Source organism: Nocardioides psychrotolerans (genome assembly GCF_943371775.1).
GTDB classification, from domain to species: domain Bacteria; phylum Actinomycetota; class Actinomycetes; order Propionibacteriales; family Nocardioidaceae; genus Nocardioides; species Nocardioides psychrotolerans_A.
In genome coordinates, this window is the sequence record NZ_CALRWD010000042.1 from 1 (window position 1) to 14053 (window position 14053).

Annotated in this window: 13 protein-coding genes and 4 tRNA genes; 5 read left to right on the forward strand and 12 right to left on the reverse strand. The window is 71.6% G+C overall.

The window, feature by feature from the left end:
* Nucleotides 1-36: 36 nt before the first annotated feature.
* From arr to AAG827_RS12915, 4 genes are read right to left on the reverse strand one after another with little or no spacing between them, the layout of a single operon-like run.
* Nucleotides 37-471 (reverse strand): NAD(+)--rifampin ADP-ribosyltransferase, encoded by a 435-nt coding sequence (arr, locus tag AAG827_RS12900; RefSeq protein ID WP_341926434.1) that lies wholly within the window; start codon nt 469-471, stop codon nt 37-39.
* 9 nt (nt 472-480) lie between these two features.
* Nucleotides 481-1086 carry a GNAT family N-acetyltransferase gene (locus tag AAG827_RS12905; RefSeq protein WP_341926435.1) on the reverse strand — a complete coding sequence of 202 codons (606 nt, stop codon included), beginning with the start codon at nt 1084-1086 and terminating at the stop codon, nt 481-483.
* A gap of 52 nt (nt 1087-1138) precedes the next feature.
* Entirely contained in the window at nt 1139-2872 is a 1734-nt protein-coding gene (locus tag AAG827_RS12910; protein ID WP_341926436.1) for a helicase, read from the reverse strand.
* 9 nt (nt 2873-2881) lie between these two features.
* Complete coding sequence (locus AAG827_RS12915; RefSeq protein ID WP_341926437.1) at nt 2882-4987, reverse strand: MMPL family transporter; 2106 nt, start codon at nt 4985-4987, stop codon at nt 2882-2884.
* 132 nt (nt 4988-5119) lie between these two features.
* Between AAG827_RS12915 and AAG827_RS12920 the strand changes: the two genes are divergently transcribed.
* Entirely contained in the window at nt 5120-6268 is a 1149-nt protein-coding gene (locus AAG827_RS12920) for a histidine kinase (protein ID WP_341926438.1), read from the forward strand.
* A gap of 38 nt (nt 6269-6306) precedes the next feature.
* The gene (locus AAG827_RS12925; protein WP_341926467.1) at nt 6307-6957 is read left to right on the forward strand and encodes a response regulator transcription factor; all 651 of its coding nucleotides are present in this window, start codon (nt 6307-6309) and stop codon (nt 6955-6957) included.
* Between the two features lie 45 nt (nt 6958-7002).
* Here the strand turns inward: AAG827_RS12925 and AAG827_RS12930 are convergent, their stop codons facing one another.
* Nucleotides 7003-8379: a wax ester/triacylglycerol synthase domain-containing protein gene (locus AAG827_RS12930; RefSeq protein ID WP_341926439.1), complete on the reverse strand. Its 1377-nt coding sequence runs from the start codon at nt 8377-8379 to the stop codon at nt 7003-7005.
* Nucleotides 8380-8493: 114 nt separating this feature from the next.
* On the opposite strand from AAG827_RS12930, the gene AAG827_RS12935 reads away from it, so the two are divergent.
* Nucleotides 8494-9120 carry a histidine phosphatase family protein gene (locus AAG827_RS12935; RefSeq protein WP_341926440.1) on the forward strand — a complete coding sequence of 209 codons (627 nt, stop codon included), beginning with the start codon at nt 8494-8496 and terminating at the stop codon, nt 9118-9120.
* Nucleotides 9121-9176: 56 nt separating this feature from the next.
* On the opposite strand, the gene AAG827_RS12940 is transcribed toward AAG827_RS12935, so the two are convergent.
* The 3 genes from AAG827_RS12940 to AAG827_RS12950 form a co-directional block, all read right to left on the reverse strand.
* Nucleotides 9177-9251, reverse strand: a tRNA-Val gene (locus AAG827_RS12940).
* Between the two features lie 18 nt (nt 9252-9269).
* A tRNA-Cys gene (locus AAG827_RS12945) sits at nt 9270-9343 on the reverse strand.
* A 32-nt stretch (nt 9344-9375) separates the two neighbouring features.
* A tRNA-Gly gene (locus AAG827_RS12950) sits at nt 9376-9448 on the reverse strand.
* 165 nt (nt 9449-9613) lie between these two features.
* Between AAG827_RS12950 and AAG827_RS12955 the strand changes: the two genes are divergently transcribed.
* On the forward strand, nt 9614-10435 hold the full coding sequence (locus AAG827_RS12955) for an aminotransferase class IV (RefSeq protein ID WP_341926441.1): 822 nt from the start codon (nt 9614-9616) through the stop codon (nt 10433-10435).
* Here AAG827_RS12955 and AAG827_RS12960 read toward each other — a convergent pair.
* Complete coding sequence (locus AAG827_RS12960; RefSeq protein ID WP_341926442.1) at nt 10421-10858, reverse strand: SsgA family sporulation/cell division regulator; 438 nt, start codon at nt 10856-10858, stop codon at nt 10421-10423. The two genes, AAG827_RS12955 and AAG827_RS12960, sit on opposite strands and share 15 nt — an antisense overlap.
* A gap of 191 nt (nt 10859-11049) precedes the next feature.
* On the opposite strand from AAG827_RS12960, the gene AAG827_RS12965 reads away from it, so the two are divergent.
* Nucleotides 11050-11121, forward strand: a tRNA-Val gene (locus AAG827_RS12965).
* 14 nt (nt 11122-11135) lie between these two features.
* On the opposite strand, the gene AAG827_RS12970 is transcribed toward AAG827_RS12965, so the two are convergent.
* From AAG827_RS12970 to AAG827_RS12980, 3 genes are read right to left on the reverse strand one after another with little or no spacing between them, the layout of a single operon-like run.
* On the reverse strand, nt 11136-11831 hold the full coding sequence (locus AAG827_RS12970) for an aspartate/glutamate racemase family protein (protein WP_341926443.1): 696 nt from the start codon (nt 11829-11831) through the stop codon (nt 11136-11138).
* A 20-nt stretch (nt 11832-11851) separates the two neighbouring features.
* Entirely contained in the window at nt 11852-12724 is an 873-nt protein-coding gene (locus AAG827_RS12975; RefSeq protein WP_341926444.1) for a sulfotransferase, read from the reverse strand.
* A 21-nt stretch (nt 12725-12745) separates the two neighbouring features.
* On the reverse strand, nt 12746-13960 hold the full coding sequence (locus tag AAG827_RS12980; protein ID WP_341926445.1) for a low temperature requirement protein A: 1215 nt from the start codon (nt 13958-13960) through the stop codon (nt 12746-12748).
* Nucleotides 13961-14053 lie beyond the last annotated feature (93 nt).

The window sequence follows — 14053 nt, forward strand, 5'->3', positions numbered from 1 at the left end:
GCCCCTCGTGCATTTCCGCTGACGGGTGGTGGTGGCTCAGTCCTCGATCTGGGCGGCCCCGCGCTGCTGCAACGCCGCGAGCCCGTCCTTCATGGCCTGCACCTTCTCGGTCGAGTGCCCCACCCAGTCGACGAGCTCGCCCACGATGCGCAGCGGCTCGCGGCTGCGGAAGGACCGGGTCGGGTTGCCGGGGAACTTCTGGTCCGTGACGTTGGGGTCGTCCTCGAACCCGCCCGTCGGCTCGACGACGTAGATCCGCCCGCGACCCTCGCCTGCCGCGAGCTCCGCGCCCCAGGTCGCCGCGTCCAGCGTCGCCGTGAAGTAGACGTAGGTCATGACCCGGCCCGCCTCGAAGTTGGACTCCCTGCCCGCCACCAGCAGGTCGCCGACCGCGAGGTCGGCCTTGGTGCCGTGCAGGTAGACCCCGTCCTCGTGGACCTCGAAGGGGACCGGCTCTCCTGACGTGGTCATGCGCCGACCCTAGTCATCGGCGATGACGGTCGGCGTCAGCCGTCGCCGCACCACGCGCCGTCGCAGCGTGGGGGAGGCCGTCACCTCGTAGCCGGCCTCGAGGAAGACCTGCACCAGCCCGACCGACGCCTCGTCCCAGATCACGGTCTTGCCCGGTGGTGGCTCGATCGGGTAGCCCTCCAGGACGTGGGCGCCGACCTGCCGGCCGTAGTCGACGGTGGCGGCGGCGAGCTCGTAGGTCAGCCCGGACTGGCGCCATCCCTTGCGCACGACGAAGCAGGTCACCGACCAGACGCCCTCCATCTCGGGGTCCATCCGCATCCAGGGCTGCTTGCGGCTCCAGATCCGGGGGTAGCCGGCCCGCGGCTCCACCGCCACCCACCCGGCCGGCTCGCCATCGACGTAGCCGATCAGACCGGACGTCGGACCGGCGGTGCCACAGGCGGTCTGCTCGACCAGGGCGGCGTCCCGCTGCTCCTGGGTGGTGTCGCGCCAGATCCAGCCCGGCGCCTTCAGGGCCTGGCACCGGCACGTGCGGGCGCCACCGGTCTCGAAGACCGCCTCGACGTCCTCGGCGGTGGCTCGGTTGGCCGGGAGCCAGGTGAACTCGGGCATGACGGGACCCTACGCTCGGCCGGACTGCGTGCGCCGGACATCCGGGCGTGGATCAGGCGCCGTCCTCGGTCAGCGTCGCGGGTGGCAACCAGTCTGCGCCGAGGAGCCGGGCGAGGTCGGTGAGACCGGTGGTGTCGCTCCCGACCGTGTCGGAGGCGGCGGCGATGCGCTCCACCATCACCTTGCCGACCTGCTCCTCGACGGTGCCCTCTGCGTAGGCGACGTGCCACGGCGAGACCTGGTGGTCGCGGTGGGTGCGGCCGGTCACCTGCCGTGCGGCGATGCCCGAGAACCGGGCCTGGTGGAAGACCCCGACCCGCGGTGCGGAGCTGGCCTGGCGGCCCTCGGTGAGGGTCTCGCCGGCGTGCAGGCTGATCGAGGCGACGGTGGTGAAGACGCACACCTTCGCCTGCCCGGTCTGGAAGCGGAGCCGCTCGGCCTCGGGGTCGAACCGGTCGCGGCCGTAGATGGTGGCGACCTCGATGCCGGAGTCGCGCAGCCGATCGGCGATGGGATCGGCGGCGGTCGTGACGAACTCGACCGAGCACGCCACCTGTCGCTCCGCCTCGACCTGCTGGGCGATCCAGGCGACTGTCGAGTCGACGCGGATCAGGCCGGCCTTCTGTCGGAAGCGCAGCAGCGCGGCACGTCCCTTCGCGGTGTTGCGGCCGCGTCGGGCGAGGTCCATCTCGCGGCAGAACTCGCCCCAGTCGGCCTCATAGGTCGTGCGCTCCGCCGGCGTCAGCGCGACCGGCATGCCGGAGATCGGCACCGGCCCCCAGGGCGCGGCTCGGTGCAGCATCGCCGGGGGCCGCTCCTCGTCGAGCCAGCCGCGCACCAGCTTGAGGTCCGCGGCGCGTCTGGCCGGGTCGTCGGTCCATGTCGCGCCGTAGCGTCCCTGCTCCACCCCCACGCCGTGGCGCTCGAGCGCGGAGGCGAAGGACGCCCCGGGCTTCGTCGCCGAGGTCCACTCCCTCATCGGCTCGCCGAGCACCTGCGCATAGGCCGGCGCGAGGTAGGGGAGCTCGAGGGGCGTGTGCCCGGGCGTCGCGGTCGTGGCGATGACGAACGGCGCCGTGTCGTGCGGCCGCCCGTGCCCCGAGATCCGCGCCCAGAGCTTCCACCGCTTCGTCGTCGTGCGCCGCAGCGCGTGAGCCTCGTCGGCGATGATCACGTCCCACGTGTGGTCCGTGACCTTCTCCAGCCGGTCCCAGGTGATGACGACCCACTCCAGACCGCCGTCGCCCAGCGCGGTGATGGTGCGGCACCAGTGACCGATCGTGATCGCGGCGGGTCGGTCGGCGACGACGAGCACCCGTCGCGCACCGCGGAGGTCGCCCACCGCCGTGGCCCCGAGGACCGCGGAGATGGTCTTGCCGACGCCGGGCTCGTCGGCCAGCAGGAACTGTCGCCCACCCGCCTCGGCGCGCGCTGCGATCGCATCAGCCGCCTCGAACTGGATCCGGCGGGGCTCGAGCTCACCGGTCGGCTCGGGGTCGGGCGTCCGATCGTCGGGGTTGAGCGTGTTCTCCACGAAGCGGCCGAGCGTGTGGGGCCCGGGGGAGTAGGGCTCGAGGTGGGCGGGCAGCGCGCGCCCGACGTGCAGGTGGGTCTTGACGGCCGGGTGCCAGGTGGCACCGTCGACCTGCGTCCCGTAGGGCACGTCGAGCACCCACACCCGCTCACCCGGCCCGGCGACCGGCAGCGGCCGCGGTGGCTGCCGCGCGCCGCTCCGGCGCGCGGATCCGCTGCGTCGACGAGTGCCGGATCGGCGAGGGCTGGCCACCCCCGGACGCTACCGGGCCACCGCTGCCTCGGCCGGCTTCTCCACCGGTGCGGCGTCCAGCTCCGGCAGCAGCCGGTCCAGCCACCCCGGCAGCCACCAGTTGGCGTCGCCCAGGAGCTTCATGGTGGCCGGGACGAGCACCAGGCGCACGACGGTGGCGTCGAGGAAGATCGCTGTGGCCAGTCCCACTCCCATCATCTTGATCGCCGGGTCGCTGCCCAGGATGAAGCCCGAGAAGACCGCCACCATGATCAGCGCGGCTGCGGTGATGGTGCGCCCGGTGCCGGCGATCCCCGCGATGACCGCGCGGGCGTTGTCGCCGTGGCGGAGGTATTCCTCGCGCACCCGCGACAGCAGGAACACCTCGTAGTCCATGGAGAGACCGAACAGGATCGCGAACATGAAGAGCGGGATGAACGACACGACCGGCACCGTCGACTCCACGCCGATCAGGCCGGCCCCCCAGCCCCACTGGAAGACCATGACGAGCACGCCGTACGCCGCGCCGACGCTCAGCAGGTTGAGCGCGACCGCCTTCAGCGGCACCAGCACCGACCGGAACAGCACCGTGAGCAGCAGGAACGACAGCAGCAGCACGGCCACCACGAAGCGTGGCATCCGCTCCTGGACCCGGTCGCCGAGGTCGGCGAAGGTGGCCGTCTGGCCGCCCACATGGGCGGTCGCCGTGGTGTCGTCGAGCACCGTCGGGAAGACCTGGCTGCGGAGCCTCGCGACCGTCTCCTGGGTGGTCTCGTCCTGGGGCGACGTGGTCGGCTGCGCCACCAGGGTGGCCACGCCCGCGGTGGGATCGATGATCGGGTCGCTGACCGAGGTGATGCCCGGGTCGGCCGCAACGGCCGCGGCCAGCGGCGTCACGACGGACTGGTCCTCGGAGATGTCGACCGCGATCACCAGCGGCCCGTTGGCCCCGGGGCCGAACCCGTCGGCGATCAGGTCGTAGGCCCGTCGTTCGGTCCTCGACTCGGGCTTGGTCCCGTCGTCGGGGAAGCCCAGGTTGAGTGCGAGGACGGGTGCGGCCAGGGCGATCATCAGGACCGCTCCTCCGACGCAGTACGCCGTCGCGTGCCGGGTCACGTGCGCGCCCCACCGGAACCAGCCGGTGCTCGGCCGGTGAGGCGTGCGCCGGCGGCCGTTGATCCGGTGCCCCGCCAGTCCGAGGAGTGCCGGCAGCAGGGTGATCGACGCGAGCACCATCACGAGCACCATCGCGGAGATGGCGACCCCACCACCGGTCACGAACGGGATCCCGGCGACGAGCAGCCCGAGGATCGCCACGACGACCGTGCCGCCGGCGAAGATCACCGCCTGCCCCGCTGTCGCCAGGGCTCGGCCGACGGCTTCGGTGACCGACATCCCCTGGGCCAGGTTCTCCCGGTGCCGGGTGACCAGGAAGAGCGCGTAGTCGATGCCGACGCCGAGCCCGACCATGGCCGCGAGCTGCGGCGCCCACGCCGGGATGTCGACCAGGTAGGTCACCAGCTTCATCGAGGTGGCGCCGATGACCAGGCCGAACAACGCCATCCCGATCGGCAGGCCCATCGCGATGAAGGAGCCGAAGGCGATGAGCAGGACGATCATCGCGACGACGAGCCCCGCGACCTCGCCGAGCCCGGTGGGTGCCTCCTCGAACGCGAAGAACAGGTCGCCCCCGGTCTCCACCGTCAGCGACGACTCCTCACGCAGGTCGGCGACGGCGTCCTTGAGGTTCTCCAGGTCGGAGGCGTCGAGCTGCTCGACCGCCGGATACTGCACACGCACGAGTGCGACGGTGCCGTCCGGGGAGACGTCGCTGGTCGTCGTGAGCACGTGCGGGAGTGCCTCGAGGGCGGCCTCCACCGGCGCCAGCCGGGCCGCAGCGTCCTGGGCCTCGAGCACGACGTGCGCGGTGACCCCGCCCTCGTCGGTCTGGGCCTCGGCGAGCAGCTCCGCAGCCTGGTAGGAGTCGAGGCCGGGCGCCTCGAAGCTCTCCTCGAGATCGCGCCCGAAGGCGACGGAGGAGGCGATGACGACGAGTGCGAGGACGACCCAGGCGCCGATGGCGACCCAGGGCCGGGTGGCAGCGGACCGGCCGAGCCGGTAGAGGAGATTCGACATGCCTCCACGGTGGCCCGATGGCGACCGATCCACATCGGGCCAAGGTGCGGGGGGTTCCTCAGCCGAAAGTAGGACAGGCGAGTCGTGCTTCTGCCCCGTACGCCGGGCGTCGTCGCTCCCTAGGCTGGAGCGGTGATCGCCACCTTCGTCCGCTCCATCCTGGCCGAGCCCCGTGCCCCGGACCCGCCGGCGCGGGGATGGCGGGACTGGGTCCTGGTCGGAGCCCTGCTGGCCACGGCCGCGGGCGAGGCGATCCTCCGCCCCGACGTGCCGTCGCGGCCCTTGGCCACCGTGGTCGCGCTCCTGGTGATCCCGGTCCTGCTCTGGCGGCGCACGCATCCGCTCCTGGCGACCGCGGTGGGCTTCGGCGGGTCGTTGGTGCTCTACGTCCCGTCGATCATCGGCGACGGCGTCGATGTGGGGCTCAACTCCATGGCGGCCGTCCTGCTGCTGCCCTACGCCCTGTACCGCTGGGCGTCGGGCCGCGAGGCGCTGATCGGCACGGCGATCATCGCCGTGCCCGCCGGGCTGAGCCTCGCGACCACCGAGACCCCCTTCGGGGAGGTGATCGGTGGCGTCACCGTCCTGGTCGCGGCGTTCGCCCTCGGGGCCGCGATGCGCTACCGCGCGGTCGCCCGCCGGCGCGAGGTCCAGCAGGTCCGGGCGTCCGAGCGCGGTGAGCTCGCCCGCGAGCTGCACGACACCGTCGCCCACCACGTGTCGGCGATCGCGATCCAGGCCCAGGCGGGGCGGGCGGTGGCAGCTGTCGACCCGGCTGCGGCGGTCGAGGTGCTGGCCGTGATCGAGGCGGAGGCGTCGCGGACCCTGCACGAGATGCGCACGATGGTCCGGGTGCTCCGCGACGGCGAGGCGGCCGACGCTGAGCAGGTCGACTACGCGCCGCAGCGGGGCATCGTCGACCTGGACGAGCTGACCCGGATGAGCCCCCTGGTGCGGGTGCACCGCAGCGGCGACCTCGCCGGTCTGCCGCACCCGGTGGAGGTGGCGGTCTACCGGATCTGCCAGGAGTCGGTCACCAACGCGATCCGGCACTCGCTGAACGCCACGACGGTCAGCGTGGAGGTCACCGGCGACGGCGGCGTCGTAGGGTTGCGTGTGCACGACGACGGAGAGTCGGCCCGCCCTGCGACCAGCCTGGGCTACGGCCTGCTCGGCATGGCAGAACGAGCCAAGCTGCTCGGCGGCGCCTGCCAGGCCGGTCCGGACCCGGTCGGCGGCTGGACCGTCGAGGCGACGCTCCCGCGGGAGGTGCCCCAGTGACCGGCCCAGTGACCAGCCCAGTGAACGGACCAGCGACCATCCGCGTGGTGGTCGCCGACGACCAGCTCCTGGTCCGCACCGGGCTCACCATGATCCTCAACGCGCAGCCCGGGATCGAGGTCGTCGGTGAGGCGACGGACGGTCTCGAGGCCGTGGCCGTGGCCCGCCAGCTGCGTCCCGACGTCTGCCTCTTCGACATCCGGATGCCCGGCATCGACGGCGTCGAGGCGACCCGGCAGCTCGCCGGCCCCGGCGTCGAGGACCCGCTCGCCGTCGTCATCATCACGACCTTCGACCTCGACGACTACGTCCACGGCGCCCTCAAGGCCGGCGCCCGCGGCTTCCTCCTCAAGGACGCCGGGCCCGAGCTGCTGGTCCAGGCGATCCACGCCGCCGCGAACGGCGACGCGCTCATCTCGCCCGACATCACCCGCCGTCTGCTCGGCACGCTGGCGGGCCTGGAACGAGCCGCCCCGCCGACCCAGCCGATCGAGCCGCTCACCGAGCGCGAGGAGGAAGTGCTCCTCACCGTCGCCCGCGGCCGCACCAACGCCGAGATCGCCGACGAGCTGCACATCACCCTGAGCACGGTGAAGACCCATGTCGGTGCGCTGATGAACAAGCTCGGCGCCCGCAACCGCGTCGAGGTAGCGATGTGGGCCTACGAGACCGGGCGCGTCAGGGGATAGCGCCTGCTGACCTCGATAGCGTCGCGTCCATGGCCCACGACCGGATCAGCCGGTGGGGTGGCGCACCAGGTCCAGCACCTCGTCGAAACCGGCGACCAGGCACTCGTGGAGCAGCTCGAAGTCCGGGATCGCGCCGGTGTCGACGTTGATGCCGATGGCGCACGTGTCGACGTACGTCATGAGCGTGACGTTCAGCGCCGCCCCGATCGTGGGTCCGAACGGGTACTGCATCGTGAGAGCGGCACCGCCGAGGTAGACCGGCACCGGGATCCCCGGCACGTCGCTGGCCAGGAAGTCCACGTGCCGCAGGATCGAGGCGATGTACCACCGTGGCGCGAGGTTGAGAGCGCCCGCGATCTGCTGGGTGTAGGGGAGCGAGGCCTCGCCGCGGATGCCGCTCGAGCGGTCGTGCACCCCGCGGATGCGAGCCGCCGGGTCGGTCACGTCGATGGGGAGGTCGAAGCGCATCAACGTGATGCGGTTGCCGCCCACCGGGTCGCCCTCGGCGCGGATGTTGACCGGCATGGAGACGTGCAGCTCACCGATCTCGACGCCGTGCTTGTCGTGGTAGATCCGCAAGCCACCGGTGATCCCGGCGAGGAAGGCGTCGTTCAAGGTGCCGCCGGCGGCTCGGGCAGCCCCGCGCAGGTCGGCGAAGGGCACCTGGTGCACCCCGAGCCGGCGGACCAGGCTGCGCTCGCGCATCAGCGGCGAGCCGGTCTGGTTGATCGGACGGACGGTCCGGTAGACGGAGGCCGCGAGGCCGACGGCTGCGCGGGCGCTGCTCACGGGCCGGCGCAGCCCGTCGAGCAGCGTCTGGGGACCTGTCCGGACCGCGGTGCGGGCCAGGTCGGTGACCAGGCCGACGTCGTACCTCACCAGCTGGCGCAGGTCGTTCATGGGCGGTCGTACGACGATCACGGGGTCGGGCGGCATGGGTCCTCGGTCCGGTCCCTGCTGCTCGAGGTCGAAGAGGATCATCGCGATCTCGACGCCGCCGACGCCGTCGGTCAGCGCGTGGTGGAGCTTGACGAGGAGGGCGGCCTCGCCGTTCTCCAGGCCGTCCACCAAGGTCACCTCCCACAGCGGGCGGGCGCGGTCGAAGTCGGACATCTCGGCGCGTCGGGCCATCTCCAGCACCGTCTCGAACGTGCTCGGAGGGGGAGCGGTCACCCGCCGCAGGTGGTAGCCGAGGTCGAAGTCGGGATCGTCCTCCCAGCTCGGAGGCGCCGGGGGCAGGTTGCCCACGACGCGGCGCCGAAACATCGGCAGTGTCCGCACCACTCGGTCGAAGCGTGACACCACCTCGTCCCAGTCCGGGGAACGGTCGAAGGTCAGGATCGTCACCACGGTGGATCGCAGCCGTGGATCGTGCTCCATCGCCCAGGTGAACGCGTCGCTGTTGCGCATGAACTCAGACATGTGCCCGCCTCCTCCACGCCAACCTAGGACTGCGGCTCGGAGGCGACCATGGTCGTACGTCCCGCATTCTCTGCACCCCAGCCACAGATCGGGGTGCATGGTTTGATCATCGGCATGTCTCGGGCCAGCACTCGGTTGCTCTACCTGGCGCGTCATGCCGAGCCCGACCCGAGCGGGTGCGGGTTGAGCCCGCTCGGGGTGCAGCAGGCCGAGTGCCTGGGCCGCCGTCTCGCGCACCTGCCGCTGAGCCGCGTCGTCCACGGTCCACTCCCGCGAGCGTCGGAGACGGCGCGGGTGGTGGCGGCCCAGCTCGAGCGGCCCGCGGCGCTGGTGGAGATGGAGGCGGCCGGCGACTACGTGCCGCACGTGCCTGGTCGCGACGAGGTCCCGGACGCGTGGGCGGACGCCGTCGTGTCGCCCTGTGCCGACGTCTCCGAGGAAGAGGCAGCACAGGGCGCGGCCCTGGCGGCCCAGGCGGTCGAGCTCCTGGCAGGTCCGGCGACCGACGGACGCGAGCCCGTCGAGGTCGTCCTCACCCATGCCTTCACGATCGGGTGGCTGGTCCGGCACGCGCTCGACGCCCCGGCCTGGCGGTGGTGGCCGCCGGTGCAGTGCCACGCAGGGCTGACGGTCATCAGGTACGAGCCCGACGCCCCGCCCGCGGTCGTGGTCGCCAACGACCTGTCCCACCTGCCCGCCGACCTGCGCTGGACCGGCTTCTCCGAGCACCTGCGGTTGTGAAGCTGCGGGCATGAAAGAAGCCCCTGACGTGCTAGCGCTCGTCAGGGGCTGTGCTCTGGTGGGCGATACTGGGTTTGAACCAGTGACCTCTTCCGTGTCAGGGAAGCGCGCTACCACTGCGCCAATCGCCCGTGATGAAGTTGTTGTGGTGGAGGTGGGTACGGGATTTGAACCCGTGTACACGGATTTGCAGTCCGTTGCCTCGCCTCTCGGCCAACCCACCGTGACGGCCAGGCCTCCAACAGCACCTCTCCGAGCGGACAACGAGACTCGAACTCGCGACCTCAACCTTGGCAAGGTTGCGCTCTACCAACTGAGCTATGTCCGCCTGTCTGTCCGTGCGGGCCGGGGCTCGCTCGGAAGAACGTGAGAAACGTACCCGATCCCTCTGCGCTGTCCAAAATCGGGTCCACCGGAGAGTCGCGATCCGTTCATCTCCGCGCGTCCCGAGCGGGTGCCGACGTCCTGGGGCGGGTGTTCCTAGAGTGTCGCCATGCGCGCATGGATCGACGGAGCACTGCTGACCGACCCGACCGGTCCCGCGGTCGCGGTCACCGACCATGGCTTCACCGTGGGCGACGGGGTCTTCGAGGCCATCAAGGTCGTCGACGGGCTGCCCTTCGCGCTCGACCTGCATCTCGAGCGGCTCGCCCGCTCCGCCGCCGGGCTGGGTCTGCCGCGCATCGACCTCGACGTCGTACGACGAGGGGTGCGGGAGGTCGTGGAGGCCCAGGAGCTGCCGCTCGGGCGGGTGCGGATCACCGTCACGGGAGGGCCGGCGCCGCTCGGGTCGGGTCGGGGCGACCACGCACCGACGGTCGTCGTGGTGGCCGCTGGCATGGCGCCGGCGCCCGGCACGACCGCGGTGGCGACCGTGCCCTGGCCCCGCAACGAGCGAGGGGCGACCGCCGGGCTCAAGACCACGTCCTACGCGGAGAACGTCATCGCGCTCGCGGAGGCGCAGCGGCGTGGCGCCAGCGAGGCGGTCCTCGCCAACCTGGCCGGCCACCTGTGCGAGGGCACCGGCTCCAACGTGTTCTACGTCGTCGACGGCGAGCTGCGCACACCGACGCTGTCCAGCGGCTGCCTGGCGGGCGTGACGCGCGGGCTGCTGCTCGAGTGGTTCGGCGGGCGCGAGGTCGACGAGCCGATCGAGGTCGTCGAGCAGGCGAGCGAGGTGTTCCTGGTGTCGACGACGCGCGACGTGCAGGGCGTGCACGCCTGGGACGGACGGGCCCTCGAGGCGCCCGGGCCGGTCACGCGTGAGGCGGCAGCGGCGTGGGCCGCGCGCGAGCCGGAGCTATTCGGCTTCTGACCAGCCCAGCAGGGAGCCGACGAGCCGGTCCAGGTCGAGCTGCTCGCCCTCCTCGCCGGGAGGCACCACGAGCCACGTGCGGTCCAGGAAGACCCGCAGCGCGACCGAGCGGGCCTGCGTGCGCAGGCTGCCGCTGGGGGAGTGGAAGTCGAAGACCACGACCGCGTGACCCTCGTCGTCGAGACCGGGCCACAGTCGGATGTCGCCGTCTCCGGTCGGCTCCGTGAGGCCCTTGAGCAGCAGCGAGCGGGCCACGGCCCAGCTGACGTCGCCGCCGGGGATGTGGAAGGTCAGCCACACGGCGTAGGGGTCGTCGGCGCGGTAGCCGAAGGACGCCACGAAGGCGACGTCCTGTCCTCCGTCGTCGAGGCAGTGCAGCGTGATGTCCTGCGACACGGTGGGGGCGGCTGGTGGTTGCGCCATGACGTTCCTTGTCCGAGAAGGGCGGTGCGGTGAGGGCGAGACACAGGTCTCAACTCCCTCAGACGCGCCCTGAGCCTAATTGGTTGCCCTCGGACTGGATCTATTGTTGCGAAGCGCGACCGAATCGACACAAAGGGGTCGCTTTGTGATCGCGGGGCCGGCATGGGTTAGAGTCTGCGACCGCAGTAGAGGGGCGATTGGCGCAGTGGTAGCGCGCTTCGTTCACACCGAAGAGGTCACTGGTTCGAACCCAGTATCGCCCACCCGAACTCGCAGGTCAGAGGACTTTCAGAGCCTCTGTCACGGCCGCCACCACGTGGATGCGGGTCGTGGGGAAGACCGGCACCGCGCTGTCGGCCGGGCCGACCAGCAGCTCGATCTCGGTGCACCCGAGGATCACGCCCTCGGTGCCGCGGTCGACCAACCGCGCGATGACGTCCCGGTAGGCCGCGCGTGACTCCTCGCGCACGACGCCGAGGCACAGCTCCTCGTAGATCACCCGGTGCACGGTGGCCCGGTCGTCCGCGTCGGGGGTGAGCACGGTGAGACCGTGGCTCTCGAGGCGGTCGCGGTAGAACGTCTGCTCCATCGTGTAGGCCGTGGCAAGCAGCCCGACCCGTCGTACGCCGGTGCGGAGCACGGCCTCGGCGGTCGCGTCGGCGAGGTGGAGCAGCGGGATGGCGACGGCTGCCTCGATCGCGTCAGCCACCTTGTGCATGGTGTTGGTGCAGAGCACGAGGAAGTCGGCGCCGCCCGCCTCGAGCGACGTGGCGGCCCGCGCGAGCAGGTCCCCGGCGGCGGCCCAGTCGCCCTGCGCCTGCAGCCGCTCGACCTCGGCGAAGTCGAGCGAGGCGAGGAGGACCCGGGCGGAGGCGAGGCCGCCGACGCGCTCGCGGACCAGCTCGTTGGTGAGGCGGTAGTACTCCGCGGTGCTCTCCCAGCTCATCCCGCCGATCATCCCGATGGTCCTCATCGCGGTCCTCCCCCCGAGCCTCAGACGTCCGGCGACAGCACGTGGCGGCTGCTGGGCCAGAGGTCGCGCAGCGCGACCTCGGGGAAGCGCTGCTGCACCGCGGCGTAGACCTCGCGGTAGTGCTCGGCCACCAGCTGCACGGTGCTCTCCGGGACGACGTCGGTCGTGGGGGAGGCATGGACGCGCTTGTCGACGTCGGGGACGACGAAGTCGATGCCCGCCTGCTCGCAGAGCCGGCGGGTCGTCGCCTCGGTGAAGAGCTGCTCGTAGAAGCCGTGGAACACCTCGTCGGGCGCGAAGACCTCGTCGAGCGTGGCGAGGGTCTGGTCGTAGCGGGTGCGACGCGCGTAGGCCGGCGTGGCGTGGTGCTCCAGCAGGAAGGCGGCCGACTCCTGCGAGGCCGCCGCGTGCTCGTCGTACAAGCGGGCGTGCATGCGCACCTGCGACCAGACCCGCTCGACCGGGTCGCGCATCAGGAAGACCGGCAGGGTCCGCACGCCGCGCTCGGCGAAGCCGTCGCGGATCGAGCGGAAGCGATCGGCCGGGAGCATCCCGTAGGCCGGGGTCATGTCGGCGACCAGGCGGGTCTCGGGGGAGCGGTGCAGCAGGCCGGTGAAGTAGTCGACGTAGAGCTCGGGGTCGAGGTACATGCTGAGGCGGTGGGCCGCTCTGGCGGCGGCCTGGTCGCCCGGCGTGGCGTCAGCGCTCGCCGCCCGGGCCTTGGCCAGCAGCCGGTTGCGCACACCCTGCTCCGAGGGCAGGTCGAGGGCGTCGAAGACGTGGTACTCCTTGCGATAGCCGTGGGCGAACGACGGCGACCCCATGAGGTAGTCGTAGAGCCAGGTCGTCCCGCCCTTCTGGCAGCCCACGCCGAGCAGGAACGTCTTGGTCACGCGCCGACCCTAGGGCACGGGTCAGTGGCCGGCGGGGGAGCGAAGCTCGCGCCGGTGCTCGGCATAGGCGAGCGTCTCGAAGCCGACCAGCGCCACGAGCACGGCGGCCACGAGGGACAGCGTCGCCAGCGCCGGGATCTGGGCGCCGACCAGCCCGACGAGCACGACCGCGCCGGTGGCCACCACACGACCGAGGAAGAGGCCGTGGGAGACGCGCCACTTGAAGGCGACGTGGCCCAGCAGGTAGATCGCGACCCCGCCGACCAGCGCGAGCAGGCCGACGCCCTTGAGCGGGTCGCTGAGCTCGTGGTCGACCGCGTCGCCGACGTACTCGAGGACCTTCTTGAGCCCGAGCGCGGTGAGGACCACGCCGATCAGCAGCGGGACGTGCAGGAAGCTGTAGGCGTCGCGGGCGAAGCGGGCGCGGGTCTCCTCGGGCTCGGCGGCGAACGCGTGCTCGGCGTGCACCGAGCTGAGGTCGAAGTAGACCCACCACAGGCACGAGACCACGACCAGGCCGAGGACGGAGGCCGCCACGATCGGCCAGCTGATCGGGAGCTCCGCGACCCCGACGCCGATCGCCACGATCGACTCGCCCAGCGCCACGATCAGGATCAGACCGTGCCGCTCGGCGAAGTGGCCCGGCGAGATGATCCGCCAGCCGGACGCGCCGCCCAGCAGGGTCCCGAGGTAGTCGACCGCGAGGGCCAGGACCCACAACAGGGTCTGGGTGGTGCCGTCGGTGCCGGCGGCGACCAGCAGCACCGTGGTCGCGCCGAGCATGGAGGGGGTGAAGCGGACCAGTTGGCGGCGCAGGCCTTCGTCGCCTGCTGCCAGCAGCCAGAACATCACCAGGTGCATCAGCCGGAAGACGAAGTAGCAGACCGCCACCACGACCGGGCCGGGCAGGCCGCCGCGCAGGTCGTCGAACGCCTCGGGGATCGCCAGCGCGATGACGAACATCGCCGCCATCGCGGTCAGCAGCACCAGGCGCACGGGTCCGGCGTCGACGTCGACGACATTGCAGAGCCACGCGTAGCCGGTCCAGCTCCACCACAGCAGGCCCAGCACCAGTACGCCGCGCAGCAGTCCCTCCAGCGACAGGTCGGCGGCCATCACGGCCGTGACCTGGGTGAGCGCGAACACGAAGACCAGGTCGAAGAACAGCTCCAGCGGCGTGACCACGGCATCCGGGCCGTTGAGGGGGATCCGGCGGCGGGTGGCGACCTCACTCATGGCGCAATGATGCCCCAGGAAAATCCGTGGCCCGGGATCGATACGATCGACGGGTCGGGGCCATCCACCCCGGCCACAGCAACCAAGGGAGTC